Annotated in this window: 14 protein-coding genes; 11 read left to right on the plus strand and 3 right to left on the minus strand. The window is 67.4% G+C overall.

Annotated elements, in window-relative coordinates; all coding sequences use genetic code 11:
* Nucleotides 1–82 precede the first annotated feature (82 nt).
* Nucleotides 83–580, plus strand: coding sequence for a universal stress protein (locus WT97_RS00230; protein ID WP_059498982.1), 498 nt, complete (start codon nt 83–85; stop codon nt 578–580).
* Between the two features lie 87 nt (nt 581–667).
* On the opposite strand, the gene WT97_RS00235 is transcribed toward WT97_RS00230, so the two are convergent.
* Genes WT97_RS00235 through lexA form a run of 3 tightly spaced genes read right to left on the minus strand, consistent with a single transcriptional unit; the run spans nt 668 to nt 2,431 of the window.
* Nucleotides 668–1,393 (minus strand): DUF2939 domain-containing protein, encoded by a 726-nt coding sequence (locus WT97_RS00235; protein WP_059498981.1) that lies wholly within the window; start codon nt 1,391–1,393, stop codon nt 668–670.
* Between the two features lie 29 nt (nt 1,394–1,422).
* A complete protein-coding gene (locus tag WT97_RS00240) occupies nt 1,423–1,758 on the minus strand; it encodes a hypothetical protein (protein WP_006476078.1) in 336 nt (111 codons plus the stop codon).
* A 25-nt stretch (nt 1,759–1,783) separates the two neighbouring features.
* Entirely contained in the window at nt 1,784–2,431 is a 648-nt protein-coding gene (lexA, locus tag WT97_RS00245; protein ID WP_059498980.1) for a transcriptional repressor LexA, read from the minus strand.
* A 264-nt stretch (nt 2,432–2,695) separates the two neighbouring features.
* Between lexA and WT97_RS00250 the strand changes: the two genes are divergently transcribed.
* From WT97_RS00250 to rbsK, 10 genes are all read left to right on the plus strand, one after another.
* On the plus strand, nt 2,696–3,733 hold the full coding sequence (locus WT97_RS00250) for a sulfate ABC transporter substrate-binding protein (RefSeq protein WP_060352577.1): 1,038 nt from the start codon (nt 2,696–2,698) through the stop codon (nt 3,731–3,733).
* Between the two features lie 123 nt (nt 3,734–3,856).
* A complete protein-coding gene (cysT, locus tag WT97_RS00255; protein WP_060352578.1) occupies nt 3,857–4,750 on the plus strand; it encodes a sulfate ABC transporter permease subunit CysT in 894 nt (297 codons plus the stop codon).
* Complete coding sequence (gene cysW / locus WT97_RS00260) at nt 4,747–5,691, plus strand: sulfate ABC transporter permease subunit CysW (RefSeq protein ID WP_059789822.1); 945 nt, start codon at nt 4,747–4,749, stop codon at nt 5,689–5,691. Before cysT ends, cysW begins: the two co-directional genes overlap by 4 nt.
* A 13-nt stretch (nt 5,692–5,704) precedes the next feature.
* A complete protein-coding gene (locus WT97_RS00265; protein ID WP_047900604.1) occupies nt 5,705–6,763 on the plus strand; it encodes a sulfate/molybdate ABC transporter ATP-binding protein in 1,059 nt (352 codons plus the stop codon).
* 75 nt (nt 6,764–6,838) lie between these two features.
* Nucleotides 6,839–7,765 (plus strand): CysB family HTH-type transcriptional regulator, encoded by a 927-nt coding sequence (locus WT97_RS00270; RefSeq protein WP_034207252.1) that lies wholly within the window; start codon nt 6,839–6,841, stop codon nt 7,763–7,765.
* A 720-nt stretch (nt 7,766–8,485) separates the two neighbouring features.
* Complete coding sequence (locus WT97_RS00275) at nt 8,486–9,436, plus strand: sugar ABC transporter substrate-binding protein (RefSeq protein WP_059498976.1); 951 nt, start codon at nt 8,486–8,488, stop codon at nt 9,434–9,436.
* 145 nt (nt 9,437–9,581) lie between these two features.
* Entirely contained in the window at nt 9,582–11,195 is a 1,614-nt protein-coding gene (locus WT97_RS00280) for a sugar ABC transporter ATP-binding protein (RefSeq protein WP_060352579.1), read from the plus strand.
* Nucleotides 11,192–12,211 (plus strand): ABC transporter permease, encoded by a 1,020-nt coding sequence (locus WT97_RS00285; protein WP_059789824.1) that lies wholly within the window; start codon nt 11,192–11,194, stop codon nt 12,209–12,211. Before WT97_RS00280 ends, WT97_RS00285 begins: the two co-directional genes overlap by 4 nt.
* Before the next feature lie 35 nt (nt 12,212–12,246).
* Nucleotides 12,247–13,278 (plus strand): LacI family DNA-binding transcriptional regulator, encoded by a 1,032-nt coding sequence (locus WT97_RS00290; RefSeq protein WP_034207256.1) that lies wholly within the window; start codon nt 12,247–12,249, stop codon nt 13,276–13,278.
* Nucleotides 13,275–14,204 (plus strand): ribokinase, encoded by a 930-nt coding sequence (rbsK, locus tag WT97_RS00295; RefSeq protein WP_060352580.1) that lies wholly within the window; start codon nt 13,275–13,277, stop codon nt 14,202–14,204. Before WT97_RS00290 ends, rbsK begins: the two co-directional genes overlap by 4 nt.
* Nucleotides 14,205–14,427 lie beyond the last annotated feature (223 nt).

Here is a 14,427-nt window from a genome sequence, read left to right on the forward strand (position 1 = left end):
GGCCGGATATAGAGCTGCAGCCCATCCTGTCTGTCGGAACACACGAAAACTGTTGCAAACGGGACGCGTTCATATAGGCTCCATGGCTAGCTACAACAAGATTTTGCTGTGTTACGACGGCACGCTCGAGGGGCGCAAGGCGCTGCGTTGCGGCGCCAATCTCGCGATGGACCTGAAGGCCGAAACGCATTTGCTGTCGGTCGTCGACATGCGTTCGAGCATTGCGCAAAGTGCAGGCTTGCTGACCGATGTCGCATGCGGCCGCTTCGAGGAAACCGCGCGCGAAATTCTGCAGGAAGGCGTGAACTGGCTGCGCGAGCGCGGCGTCCAGGCCGAGGGCCATTTCGCGTTCGGTTATCCGATCGACGAAATCGCGAATCTCGCGTCGGAGCTGAAGGTCGATCTCGTCGTCGTCGGGCACCGGTGCCGCAGCGGATTGTCGAGATGGTGGATGGGGTCGGGCAACACGCAACTGCTCGATCGCGTGAACTGCAGCATTCTGGTGGCGTGTTCGTCGGCGGAAGAGCAGAAGGCCGAAATCGCACGCGAGCGTGAAGCGACCATCGCGAGCGGCAAATGATCTAAAGGCCGGATGGCCGCCTGACCGGCGATGCATGTCGGTCAGGCGTTGCACTGCACCGGCAGTGCGCGTGTCGAGCGCGGCCTGCTATGCATGCAGGTCGATGCCGGACAATTTCCACGAGAACAGCCCGAAGCGGTGAAAGATCGCCGCATAACGCGTGCCGTCGGCGCTGCGCTGATACGTCACGACGAATTCATCGATATTTCGGTAGCCCGCGCTGGTTTGCTGCTGGTGCGGCGCTGGCGTTGCTTCGCTCGGGCTGGCCGGTGCAGCGGGTGCGGGCGCCGGTGCCGGCGACGATGCCGCCGAAGCGGCCGCGTTGCCGCCCGGTGCGCCGGCACTTGCCGGCGCCGGATTGGCGGCCGGTGCGGCAGGCGTGTTGCCGGGTGCATTGCCTGCTGGCGGTGGGTTCGACCATTCAGGCGGGCGCTCGCCCGGATTGCCGCGTGGCGGCAATCCGTTCATCAGTGCGGCCACGCCCTCCGGGGTCGCGTACGCATCGACCAGCGGGCCGATCAGCGCAGAGCCGATCAGCGCGCCAATCACCGCGAACGGATTATTTTTCTTCACGGCGTCGATCCGACGCATCAACTCTTCCGTGACCTGCTGCTTCAGGCTGATGCGCAGCGACGGAAAGTCGACATATTCGCTGATCGCCTGCGCATCACGCGCATCGATCGCCGATTTCAGGCGGCCGAGCGCGACATACGGCGACGCGTACGCATAGCCGAGCGTCGCAATGACGGCGACGACCAGCACGACGATCAGCAGGGGCTTGAGGCGCCGTGCGCGGCGCGACGATTCAGTCACGTTGCCTCCGGTGCGGGAACGTTCCGCAATCAGAGACCGCCCGGCGTGGCCGATCGTTCCTCTGCAATGCAGCGATCGATCATGCGGCACACGGCATCGATCGTACCCACCATGATCAGGCGCGAGCGGCCGTGATAGACGCGCACCGGCGCGCGGCGTGCGGGTTCCGCGTGATTCAGACCGGCATTCAGCGATACCCGCGCGAATGCGGGAAGCGCTGACGGCAGCAGGGACGCCTGCCGTTCGACTGCGACTTCTTCTTGCACTGGCGCCGCCGCGGACAGCGGTGCGCATGGCGTGCGGCCGCGCAGATGACGCAGGCGACCGAATTGACGGAAAGGCAGCAGGCGGGCAAGGCGTTCCATGATGTTCTCCTGGCGAGATGGAATGTCAGAGTTCGCCCGAGCGGATCAGCCCGACGGCGATGCCTTCCAGCGCGAAATCCGCGCTGCCGGCCTTGACGAAGATGTTTTCGTAATCCGGGTTCTCCGCGATCAGCTCGAGGCCGCCGGGCCGGCGCATCAGGCGCTTGACCGTGACGTCGTCGCCAAGACGCGCGACGATGATCTGGCCGTCCTTCGCTTCCGTGCGCTTCTGCACGGCGAGGAGGTCGCCATCGAGAATGCCGGCGTCGCGCATCGACAGGCCGCGCACCTTCAGCAGGTAGTCGGGCTTGCTGGTGAACAGCGCGGGATCGCATGCGTAATGCTGCGAGATGTGCTCCTGCGCAAGGATCGGGCTACCGGCCGCGACGCGGCCGACGAGCGGCAGCGACAGTTGCATCAGGCCGGCGTGCGGCAGCGTGAACTGGTGTGGGGTGTCGTCGATGCCGAGCAGCCGGATGCCGCGCGATGCGCCGGCGGCCAGCTCGATCACGCCCTTGCGTGCCAGCGCGCGCAGGTGCTCCTCGGCCGCATTCGGCGAGCTGAAGCCCAGTTCGGCCGCGATCTCGGCGCGGGTGGGCGGGAATCCGGAGCGCTCGATCGCGCGACGGATCAAGTCGAACACTTGCTGCTGACGGGCGGTGAGTTTGGTCATGGCTCAACTGTATGGATAGACAGTGAGCTGTATTTTTATACAGTACTTGGTGAATTTCAAGTGTTACTTGAGGTTCGACGCGATCGCGCCGGTTCCGGCGCGATGTCGCGACGCCCGGACGCCGGTTTGTCCGCCGCAACCGTCCGTCCCGTATGCGTTAGCACTTTTGAGTATTAAAAAATGAGGAACGATTATTTTTAATCATGTAACCCGTTCGCTAGACTGGCCCGACATCGCAATACCGACAACACTGGAGAACCAAGGATGGCGAAGCGCAATACGGGGCTGGTGGGCGGGGTGGGCCGCCTGATCACAACACTCGCGCTCGGCGCGGCGGCGGCGCTGGGCGTCGCGACGCATGCGCAGGCCGATACGACTTTCCTGAACGTGTCGTACGACCCGACGCGCGAGCTGTATCAGGATTTCAACCAGGCGTTCGGCAAGGAGTGGAAGGCGAAGACGGGCGAAACCGTCAACTTCAAGCAGTCGCACGGCGGATCGGGCGCGCAGGCGCGCTCGGTGCTCGACGGCCTGCAGGCCGACGTCGTCACGCTGGCGCTGGCGTACGACATCGACGCGCTCGCGAACAAGGGGCTGGTGAACAAGGATTGGCAGAAGCGCCTGCCCGACAACGCGTCGCCGTATACGTCCACGATCGTGTTCCTCGTGCGCAAGGGCAATCCGAAGGGGATCAAGGACTGGGACGACCTGACCAAGCCGGGCATCTCGATCGTCACGCCGAATCCGAAGACCTCGGGCGGCGCGCGCTGGAACTACCTGGCCGCGTGGGCATACGCGCTGCACAAGCCGGGCGGCAACGAGCAGACGGCGAAGGAATTCGTCACGAAGCTCTACAAGAACGCCGGCGTGCTCGATTCGGGCGCGCGGGGCGCGACGACGAGCTTCGTGCAGCGCGGGATCGGCGACGTGCTGATCGCGTGGGAAAACGAGGCGTTCCTGTCGGTCAAGGAATTCGGTACCGACAAATTCGAGATCGTCGTGCCGTCGGTGAGCATCCTGGCCGAGCCGCCCGTCGCGGTGGTCGACAAGGTGGTCGACAAGAAGGGCACGCGCAAGCTGGCCGAGGCCTACCTGAATTTCCTGTATAGCCCGCAGGGCCAGGAAATCGCGGCGCGCAACTATTACCGGCCGCGTTCGAAGAACGTGCCGGCGGAGCTGACCAGGCAGTTCCCGAAGCTGAAGCTGTACACGGTCGACGACACGTTCGGCGGCTGGACGAATGCGCAGAAGACGCATTTCGCGGACGGCGGCGTGTTCGATTCGATCTACAAGCCGCAGTAACGCCATAACGACAAGCGGCGCGCCACGACAGCGCGCCGCATCCCCGACGGGCCGCCGGCGCGATTCACTGCGCCGGCGTTTGCGTCGGGCCCATGAGCAGCATCGACCCAGCAAGAGCATCCGATGACGACGTACACCTTTCGCAAGCCGAGCGCGCTGCCCGGTTTCGGCGTGACACTCGGCATCACGGTGGCCTATTTGAGCCTCGTGGTGCTGATTCCGCTCGCCGCCACGTTCCTGAAGACCGCGACGCTGTCGTGGGAGCAGTTCGTCACCGCCGTCACGTCGCCGCGCGTGCTCGCGTCGTACCGGCTGACGTTCTCGGCCGCGTTCGGCGGTGCGCTGATCAATGCCGTGTTCGGCTTCCTCGTCGCGTGGGTGCTGGTGCGCTACACGTTCCCCTTCAAGCGCCTCGTCGATGCGATCGTCGACCTGCCGTTCGCGCTGCCGACGTCGGTAGCCGGCATCTCGCTCGCGGCCGTCTACGCGACCAACGGCTGGGTCGGCCAGTATCTGGCGCCGCTCGGCATCAAGATCGCGTTCACGCCGGCCGGCGTGCTGGTCGCGCTGACCTTCATCGGGCTGCCGTTCGTCGTGCGCACCGTGCAGCCGGTGCTCGAGGATTTCGAGCGCGAGCAGGAAGAAGCCGCCGCATGCCTCGGCGCGTCGCGCTGGCTGACGTTCCGGCGCGTCGTGCTGCCGGCCGTGCTGCCGGCGCTGCTCACCGGTTTCGCGCTCGCGTTCGCGCGCGCGCTCGGCGAATACGGATCGGTGATCTTCATCGCCGGCAACGTGCCGATGAAATCCGAGATCACGTCGCTGCTGATCATCACGAAGCTCGAGCAGTACGACTACGCGGGCGCGACTGCGCTGGCGGTCGTGATGCTGGTCGTGTCGTTCCTGATGCTGCTGCTGATCAACACGCTGCAGTGGTATCTGCAGCGCAGGACGAGCAAGGGCGCGAGCGGTCCGGCGCCCGCCGCCGTCAGCGCCGTCGCCGCAGGAGGCCTGCAATGAGCCAGGAGGCCACCGTCGTGCTGAAAACCCCGTCGCCCACCGCGCGCGCCGCGAAGCGGCTCGACCCCGTCAGCGAATCGCGCGTCGTGCGCTGGCTGCTCACGGGCATCGCGCTGGCGTTCCTCGCGTTCTTCCTCGTCGTCCCGCTCGCCGCGGTGTTCGTCGAGGCGCTGCGCAAGGGCGTCGGCTTCTATCTCGAATCGCTGGCCGATCCCGATGCGTGGTCGGCGATCAAGCTGACGCTGACCGTCGCCGCGATCGCGGTGCCGCTGAACCTCGTGTTCGGCGTGTGCGCATCGTGGGCGATCGCGAAGTTCGAATTCCGCGGCAAGGCGCTGCTGACGACGCTGATCGACCTGCCGTTCTCGGTGTCGCCGGTGATCTCGGGCCTCGTGTACGTGCTGCTGTTCGGCGCGCAGGGCTGGCTCGGGCCGTGGCTGCAGGATCACGACGTCCAGATCATCTTCGCGGTGCCGGGCATCGTGCTCGCGACGATCTTCGTCACGTTCCCGTTCGTCGCGCGCGAGCTGATTCCGCTGATGCAGGCGCAAGGCACCGACGAGGAAGAGGCCGCGCGCGTGCTCGGCGCGTCGGGTTGGCAGATCTTCCGCCGCGTGACGCTGCCGAACGTGAGATGGGGTCTGCTGTACGGCGTGATCCTGTGCAATGCACGCGCGATGGGCGAGTTCGGCGCGGTGTCGGTCGTGTCCGGCCACATCCGCGGCGTGACCGACACGATGCCGCTGCACGTGGAGATCCTGTACAACGAATACAACTTCGCGGCGGCGTTCGCGGTGGCGTCGGTGCTGGCGCTGCTCGCGCTCGTCACGCTCGCGCTCAAGCTGATCGCCGAGCGTCATCTCGCGGCCGAACTGGCCGACGCGCACGACGCCGTTCCCGCACATGCCGGCCCTGTCGGCGCCGTTTCGTCGAAATCGTAAAGAGGCAACCAGAATGGGTATCACCGTCCGTAACCTTCAGAAGCGCTTCGGCGATTTCACGGCGCTCGACAACGTGTCGCTCGACTTTCCGCCCGGCGAACTGGTCGCGCTGCTCGGGCCGTCCGGCTGCGGCAAGACCACGCTGCTGCGCGTGATCGCGGGCCTCGAGCACGCGGACGCCGGCCAGGTCGTGCTGCAGGGGCTCGACGTGGCGTCGGTCGGCGCACGCGACCGCCAGGTCGGCTTCGTGTTCCAGCACTACGCGCTGTTCCGCCACATGACGGTGTTCGAGAACGTCGCGTTCGGGCTGCGCGTGAAACCGCGCCGCGAGCGGCCGTCGGAAGCCGCGATTCGCGACAAGGTGCATGAGCTGCTCAAGCTCGTGCAGCTCGACTGGCTCGCGCAGCGTTACCCGTCCGAGCTGTCGGGCGGCCAGCGCCAGCGCATCGCGCTCGCCCGCGCGCTCGCGGTCGAGCCGAAGGTGCTGCTGCTCGACGAGCCGTTCGGCGCGCTCGACGCGAAGGTCCGCAAGGAACTGCGCGGCTGGCTGCGTCGCCTGCACGACGACCTGCACATCTCGACGATCTTCGTCACGCACGACCAGGAAGAGGCGCTCGAAGTGGCCGATCGCATCGTCGTGCTGAACCGCGGCCACGTCGAGCAGGTCGGCAGCCCGCAGGACGTCTACGATCATCCGCAAAGCGCGTTCGTGTACGAGTTCCTCGGCGCGGCGAACCGGCTGCCGGGCACGGTTGCCGGGCGTGGCTTCGTCGCCGAGGGTGCGGCTGCGCCGATCGAGGTCGACGCCGACTTCGCGGGCCCCGCGAACGCTTACGTGCGGCCGCACGATCTGCAGCTGTGGCCGGCGGGCGAAGGCCACCGCGACGGCATCGCGGTGGACGTGCGGCGCGTGATTCCGCTCGGCGGTTCGGTGCGCGTGGAGCTCGAGGCGCGCGCGGGCGGCGCGCTCGAGGCGGAACTCGACCGCGACGCATGGCGGGCGCTTTCGCTGCAGGTCGGCGACGGCGCGACGGCCGTGCCGCGCGCCGTGCGGGTGTTTCCCGCACGTTGACGAGACAATGCAGGGCAGAGGGCGGGATTCGCTCCGATTCGACAATCAAACAACGACAGCCTAAGAGGCATATCCATGAATTTTCAGCAATTGCGGTTCGTGCGCGAAGCGGTGCGCCAGAACATGAACCTGACGGAAGTCGCGAACGTGCTGTACACGTCGCAGTCGGGCGTGTCGAAACAGATCAAGGATCTGGAAGATGAGCTGGGCGTCGACATCTTCATTCGGCGCGGCAAGCGGCTGACGGGGCTCACGGAGCCGGGCAAGGCGGTGCACCAGCTGATCGAGCGGATGCTGCTGGACGCCGAGAACCTGCGCCGCGTCGCGCGCCAGTTCGCCGATCAGGACAGCGGCCACCTCGTCGTCGCGACGACGCACACGCAGGCGCGCTACGCGCTGCCGAAGGTGATCCGGCAATTCACCGACGTGTTCCCGAAGGTGCATCTCGCGCTGCGCCAGGGCAGCCCGCAGCAGATCGCGCAGATGATCCTGAACGGCGAGGCCGATCTCGGTATCTCGACCGAGGCGCTCGACCGCTATCCGGACATCGTCACGTTCCCGTGCTATTCGTGGCACCACACGGTCGTCGTGCCGAAGGGCCATCCGCTCGTCGGCCGCGAGAACCTGACGCTCGAGGAGATTGCCGAGTACCCGATCATCACGTACGACCAGGACTTCACGGGCCGCTCGCACATCGACCAGGCGTTCGCGCAGGCGGGCGCCGTGCCCGACGTCGTGCTGACCGCGATCGACGCGGACGTGATCAAGACCTACGTCGAGCTCGGAATGGGGATCGGCGTCGTCGCGGCGATGGCCTACGATCCGCAGCGCGACACGGGGCTCGTCGCGCTCGACACGCAGCACCTGTTCGAGGCGAGCACGACGCGGGTCGGCCTGCGCAAGGGCGCATTCCTGCGCGCGTATGCGTACCGGCTGATCGAAATGTTCGCGCCGCATCTGAACGAAGCGGAAATCGCGGGGCTGTTGCGCGAAGCCGTTTGATGGCGCATGTCGCACGCCGTCCGGGCAGATGCCGCGGACGGTGCGCGACACGCGCCGCGCATAGCCTGCCGTACACCGCACCGGGCGGCGGCGGGGATTGCCGCCGGCGCGTCCGAATCATCGGCCGAGGCATCCGATCAGGTGCGTCGCGTCAGGACGACCGGCACGCGTTCCCGTGCCCACGGAAAAACAAGAACGATCGGCAACGCCGAATCCCGGTGCGGAACGCACGATCGGCAACCATCCTCATTCACGAAGCAGCGCGATACGAATCGCCGGTTCGGTCACAGTCGACCACATATCGGGCGGTGGATGCCGGCGTCCGCGTGCCGATCGTGTCGTTCGCGCCGAACCGCTTCATCATCGGCCCGCCGCCGGCGACGCGCGTCGGCGAGCCGCCTTCGGCATCGCGACTGTCGCATTTGCGCGTCGTGAAGCGCGCTCGCGCGCTCCGAATAAACCCTTAAATATTGATCAGACAGGTTGCGCGCCGAAGCGAATCGGTACAGCATAGCCTTCACTCCGCCGGCGTCCCGCCGGCGGTGGCGCGTCGACGACAGCGCGCGCCAGGCAGTCGGCCGTCTGCCTTGCTTCCATTCCGTGGTACCGACAGCAGCATCGATGGCCATTGCCCGGGTAGTGTGGCGCAAACGTTTGCTCACATTAAAACAACAACCGAATAACAATCCGGCCCTTCGGGCCAGTCGCCAGGAGATGTGTATGAATGTCCGCTTTCGCCGTCGCTTCCTGACCGCCGCGCTCGCCGCCGTCGCGGTGGCCGCCGCACCGGCTGTCCACGCGCAATCCGCGGCCAAGCCGAAGGTCGCACTCGTGATGAAGTCGCTTGCCAACGAGTTCTTCCTGACCATGGAAACGGGCGCGAAGGAATACCAGAAACACAACGCGAACCAGTTCGACCTGGTCACCAACGGCATCAAGGACGAGACCGACACCGCGAACCAGATCCGCATCGTCGAGCAGATGATCGTCTCGAAGGTCGATGCGATCGTGCTCGCGCCGGCCGATTCGAAGGCGCTCGTACCGGTCGTGAAGAAGGCCGTCGACGCAGGCATCGTCGTCGTGAACATCGACAACCGGCTCGATCCCGACGTGCTGAAGTCGAAGAACCTAAACGTGCCGTTCGTCGGCCCGGACAACCGCAAGGGCGCGCGCAAGGTCGGCGATTACCTCGCGAAGCGGCTGAAGGCGGGCGACCAGGTCGGCATCGTCGAAGGCGTGTCGACGACCACCAACGCCCAGCAGCGCACGGCCGGCTTCCAGGACGCGATGAAGGCGGGCGGGATGAAGGTCGTGTCGGTGCAGTCGGGCGAATGGGAGATCGACAAGGGCAATGCGGTGGCCGCCGCGATGCTCAACGAATATCCGAACCTGAAGGCGCTGCTGTGCGGCAACGACAACATGGCGATCGGCGCCGTGTCGGCCGTGCGCGCGGCCGGCAAGCAGGGCAAGGTGCTCGTGGTCGGCTACGACAACATCAACGCGATCAAGCCGATGCTGAAGGACGGCCGCGTGCTCGCGACCGCCGACCAGTACGCGGCGAAGCAGGCCGTATTCGGCATCGACACGGCGCTCAAGGCGATCGCCGAGCATCGCAAGCAGGCCGACATGTCCGGCGTGGTCGAGACGCCGGTGGATCTCGTGACGAAGTAACGCCGCACCGGTCCGGCCGCCGCCCTCAAGAATCCGGCGCGGCGGCCGTTATCCGGTGTGAGCGCGATCACGGCCACTGCATGCACATGCACTTGTGAGCGTCATATCCGCGCGCCCCGTGCGCGCGGCCGCAACCAGGATCGCGATGGAACCGACCTTCCAACCCTCCCGTTCAGCCCACCCCGTGCTGTCCGTATCCGGCATCGGCAAGACCTATGCCGAACCCGTGCTCGCCGACGTCACGCTGACGCTCGACGCGGGCCAGGCGCTCGCGCTGACGGGCGAGAACGGTGCCGGCAAGAGCACGCTGTCGAAGATCATCGGCGGCCTCGTCGACCCGACCGCCGGCACGATGCAGCTCGGCGGCCAGGCCTATGCGCCGGCGAGCCGCACGCAGGCCGAGGCGCTCGGCGTGCGCATGGTGATGCAGGAGCTGAACCTGCTGCCGACGCTGAGCGTCGCCGAAAACCTGTTCCTGAACCGCCTGCCGCGGCGCTTCGGGATCATCGATCGCGCGCGGCTGCGCGACGACGCGCGCGCGGCGATGGCGCAGGTCGGGCTCGACGCGGTCGATCCGGATACGCCGGTCGGCGCGCTCGGCATCGGCCACCAGCAGATGGTCGAGATCGCGCGCAACCTGATCGGCGACTGCCGCGTGCTGATTCTCGACGAGCCGACCGCGATGCTGACCGCGCGCGAAGTCGAGCTGCTGTTCGAGCAGATCGACCGGCTGAAGGCGCGCGGCGTCGCGATCGTCTACATCTCGCACCGGCTCGAGGAACTCGCGCGCGTCGCCGAGCGCGTCGCGGTGCTGCGCGACGGCCGGCTCGTGCATGCGGGCGACATGGCGGCGACCACGTCCGACGGGCTCGTCACGCTGATGGTCGGGCGCGAGATCGGCGAACATATCGATCTCGGCGAACGTCGTTTCGGTGCGCCGCGGCTCGCGGTGTCGGGCCTCACGCGCGGGACGGCCGTGCGCGACGTGTCGCTCGAGGTACGCGCGGGCGAAATCTTCGGCATCTCGGGGTTGATCGGCGCGGGTCGCACCGAGCTGCTGCGGCTGATCTACGGTGCCGACACGCCGGATGCCGGGACGATCGCGGTGGGCCAGCCGCTGAAGCCGGCGCGGATCGCGTCGCCGGTCGATGCGGTGCAGCAGGGCATCGCGCTGATCACCGAGGATCGCAAGGGCGAAGGGCTGCTGCTGTCGCAGTCGATTACAGCGAACGTGTCGCTCGGCCAACTCGACCGGCTCGCGCGCGGCGGCATCGTCGATTCGGCGCGCGAGACCGCGCTCGCCGAGCAGCAGATCGACGCGCTGCGAATCCGCACGCACGGGGCGACGCAGCCGGTCGGCGAACTGTCGGGCGGCAACCAGCAGAAGGTCGTGATCGGCCGCTGGCTCGCGCGCGACATGGGCGTGCTGCTGTTCGACGAGCCGACGCGCGGGATCGACGTCGGCGCCAAATTCGAGATCTACACTTTGATGGGCGCGCTCGCGCGCGAAGGCCGCGCGCTCGTGGTCGTATCGAGCGACCTGCGCGAGCTGATGCTGATCTGCGACCGGATCGGCGTGATGTCGGCCGGCCGCATGACGGCCGTGTTCGAGCGCGGCAACTGGACCCAGGATGCGCTGCTGGCCGCGGCGTTCGCCGGCTTCGGCCGCGAGACGCCGGCGGCCGCCATGCCGCATCCGGATGCGGGGCAGGCGCGCGGCGCCGCTCCGGGCACTTCGACGACAGGACCACAGCAATGACCCAGCCTCCCGTATCCCCGACCGACGCAGGCGCGCAGCAGGACGTGACGGGGCGCCGCGCGCGCACGCTGTCCGGCACGCGGCTCGGCCTGTCGAACTATCTCGGGCTCGCCGGCGCGCTGGCCGCGATGATCGCGCTGTTTTCGGTGCTGAGCGCGCACTTCCTGACCTACGACACGTTCAGCACGATCGCGAACCAGATTCCCGATCTCGTCGTGATGTCGGTCGGGATGACCTTCGTGCTGATCATCGCCGGGATCGACCTGTCGGTCGGCTCGGTGCTCGCGCTCGCCGCGTCGATGGTCAGCGTCGCCGCGCTGAAATGGCAGTGGGGGCCGCTGCCGGCCGCGCTGATCGGGATCGCGGTCGCAACCGCGACGGGCACGCTGACCGGCGCCGTCACGGTCGGCTGGCGGATTCCGTCGTTCATCGTGTCGCTCGGCGTGCTGGAGGCCGCTCGCGGCCTCGCGTACCAGCTGACGAATTCGCGCACCGCGTATATCGGCGACGCGTTCGATTTCCTGTCGAACCCGATCGCGCTGGGCATCTCGCCGGCGTTCCTGATCGCGGTCGCGGTGATGATCGCGGCCCAGTTCGTGCTCACGCGCACGGTGTTCGGGCGCTATCTGATCGGGATCGGCACGAACGAGGAAGCGGTGCGACTTGCAGGGGTTAACCCGCGGCCGTATAAAATTCTCGTATTCGCACTGATGGGCGCGCTCGCGGGGCTCGCGTCGCTGTTCCAGATTTCGCGGCTCGAGGCGGCCGATCCGAACGCGGGCGCGGGCCTCGAACTGCAGGTCATCGCCGCCGTCGTGATCGGCGGCACGAGCCTGATGGGCGGGCGCGGCTCGGTGATCAGCACGTTCTTCGGCGTGTTGATCATCTCCGTGCTGGCCGCGGGGCTGGCGCAGATCGGTGCGAACGAGCCGACGAAACGGATCATCACGGGTGCGGTGATCGTGGTGGCGGTCGTGCTCGATACGTATCGCAGCCGGCGTACGCGCGTGCGGTAAGAAGACACACAGAACAGACCAGAGAGAAACGGGAAATGGCGACGATCAAGGATGTGGCGGCCATGGCGGGCGTGTCGTTTACGACCGTCTCGCACGTGGTGAACAATTCGCGGCCGGTGTCCGCGGATGTGCGTGCGAAGGTCGAGGGCGCGATCCGCGAGCTGAATTACGTGCCGTCGGCCGTGGCGCGCTCGCTGAAGGCGCGGGCGACGGCGACCATCGGCCTCGTCGTGCCGAACAGCACGAATCCATACTTCGCGGAGCTTGCGCGCGGCATCGAGGATCAGTGCGCAGCCAACGGCTATTGCGTGTTCTTCTGCAATTCGGACGACGATCCCGTGAAGCAGCGCAATTACCTGCGCGTGCTGCAGGAAAAGCGCATCGACGGTCTGATCGTCGCGTCGGCGGGCGAGGACGCGGTGCTCGCGCAGACGCTTGCCGATATCCACGCGCCGCTCGTCGTCGTCGATCGCAACATCGAGGGGCTCGCGGCCGATCTCGTACAGATCGACCACGAGCGCGGCGCGTATCTGGCCACGCGCCATCTGCTCGAACTCGGGCACGCTAAGATCGGCTGCATCACCGGGCCGACCGACACCGCCGTCAGCGCGATGCGCGTGCACGGCTTCATCCGCGCGATGGCCGAGCGCGGGGTCGACATCGTGCCGGGCGCGATCGCCGAAAGCGATTTCTCGTGCCTGGGCGGCTATCACGCGGCGTCGCGGCTGTTCGAATCGGTGCGGCCGAGCGCGATCTTCGCGGGCAACGACCTGATGGGGGTCGGCGCGCTGCGCGCGGCGGCCGAGCGCGGGATGCGCGTGCCCGACGACTGCTCGATCATCGGGTTCGACGACATCGAATTTTCCCGCTACACGTATCCGGCGCTGTCGACGGTCGGCCAGTCGGTGCGCGCGCTCGGCGAAATGGCCGCGCAGACGCTGATCGAACGGATCGGCGGCGGTTCGAGCGCCGTGCCGAGCCGCCGCCGCGTCGTGTCGCCGCGCCTCGTGCTGCGCGAATCGACGGCGGTCTATCGCGAGCCGGCCGCGCCGGGCGCTCGCGCATGACGGCGACCGCCACGGGCGCCGGCCGCGTGACGGTGGTCGGCAGCCTCAACATGGATCTCGTCGTGCGGGCGCCGCGGTTGCCTCTGCCGGGCGAAACGCTGGCCGGGCACGCGTTCGCGCAGGCAGCGGGCGGCAAGGGCGGCAACCAGGCCGTCGCCGCCGCCCGGCTTGGCGCGCACGTCGCGATGATCGGCTGCGTCGGCGCGGATGCGCACGGCGCGGCACTGCGAGCGGGCCTCGAGGTCGAGGGAATCGACTGCACGGGGCTCGCGACGAGCGCGTCGGCGTCGACCGGCGTCGCACTGATCGTCGTCGACGATGCGAGCCAGAACGCGATCGTGATCGTCGCCGGCGGCAACGGCGAGGTCACGACCGACACGATTGCCCGGCACGAGGCCGCGCTCGCGGCGGCCGACGTGCTGATCTGCCAGCTCGAGACGCCGCCGGACGCGGTGTTCGCTGCCTTGTCGGCCGGGCGCCGGCTCGGCCGCACGGTGGTGCTCAATCCGGCCCCGGCCGTCGCGCCGCTGCCGGACGGCTGGCTGCCGCTCGTCGATTACCTGATCCCGAACGAGGTCGAGGCGGCCGCGCTCACCGGGCTGCCGGTGCGCGACCCGGCGGAGGCCGAAGCCGCCGCGCGCTCGCTCCAGGCCGGCGGCGCGCGCAACGTGCTGGTCACGCTCGGTGCGCGCGGCGTGCTCGCGTTGACGGCCGACGGCGCTGCGCGACACTATCCGGCGCCGGCGGTGCAGGCGGTGGACACGACGGCGGCCGGCGACACCTTCATCGGCGGCTTTTCCGCACGGCTCGCGGCCGGCGCGGACGTCGACACGGCCATCCGCTTCGCGCAACGCGCGGCGGCGCTGTCGGTCACGCGCGCAGGCGCACAGCCGTCGATTCCGAGCCGCATCGAACTGGCCGACTAGGGCCGGATCACCGCTTTCCGGTTCCGCTACGCGGCCCGTCCGTCGCACGAGACGGACGGGCCGCGTACCGGTGCGCCTTCTCCTGTTCGCCATTCCGACCCGAATTGCGTCAATTATTCAGTCATTTGTAATAAACAGACGAATAATTCGAAATAATGACGCCAAAGCCATCAAGTTATGCGCCACACGGTCGTAAATGCACCGAGTGAAGCAATGCTTCGAG

Source organism: Burkholderia sp. MSMB1459WGS, from assembly GCF_001534535.1.
GTDB lineage: Bacteria > Pseudomonadota > Gammaproteobacteria > Burkholderiales > Burkholderiaceae > Burkholderia.

Bases quoted from the DNA above. Each gene is read 5' to 3' on its own strand.
- WT97_RS00280 (WP_060352579.1), top strand. From the start codon at position 9,582: ATGGAACCGACCTTCCAACCCTCCCGTTCAGCCCACCCCGTGCTGTCC.
- cysT (WP_060352578.1), top strand. From the start codon at position 3,857: ATGACGACGTACACCTTTCGCAAGCCGAGCGCGCTGCCCGGTTTCGGC.
- WT97_RS00240 (WP_006476078.1), bottom strand. From the start codon at position 1,758: ATGGAACGCCTTGCCCGCCTGCTGCCTTTCCGTCAATTCGGTCGCCTG.
- WT97_RS00290 (WP_034207256.1), top strand. From the start codon at position 12,247: ATGGCGACGATCAAGGATGTGGCGGCCATGGCGGGCGTGTCGTTTACG.
- WT97_RS00265 (WP_047900604.1), top strand. From the start codon at position 5,705: ATGGGTATCACCGTCCGTAACCTTCAGAAGCGCTTCGGCGATTTCACG.
- WT97_RS00275 (WP_059498976.1), top strand. From the start codon at position 8,486: ATGAATGTCCGCTTTCGCCGTCGCTTCCTGACCGCCGCGCTCGCCGCC.
- WT97_RS00250 (WP_060352577.1), top strand. From the start codon at position 2,696: ATGGCGAAGCGCAATACGGGGCTGGTGGGCGGGGTGGGCCGCCTGATC.
- rbsK (WP_060352580.1), top strand. From the start codon at position 13,275: ATGACGGCGACCGCCACGGGCGCCGGCCGCGTGACGGTGGTCGGCAGC.
- WT97_RS00230 (WP_059498982.1), top strand. From the start codon at position 83: ATGGCTAGCTACAACAAGATTTTGCTGTGTTACGACGGCACGCTCGAG.
- cysW (WP_059789822.1), top strand. From the start codon at position 4,747: ATGAGCCAGGAGGCCACCGTCGTGCTGAAAACCCCGTCGCCCACCGCG.
- lexA (WP_059498980.1), bottom strand. From the start codon at position 2,431: ATGACCAAACTCACCGCCCGTCAGCAGCAAGTGTTCGACTTGATCCGT.
- WT97_RS00285 (WP_059789824.1), top strand. From the start codon at position 11,192: ATGACCCAGCCTCCCGTATCCCCGACCGACGCAGGCGCGCAGCAGGAC.
- WT97_RS00270 (WP_034207252.1), top strand. From the start codon at position 6,839: ATGAATTTTCAGCAATTGCGGTTCGTGCGCGAAGCGGTGCGCCAGAAC.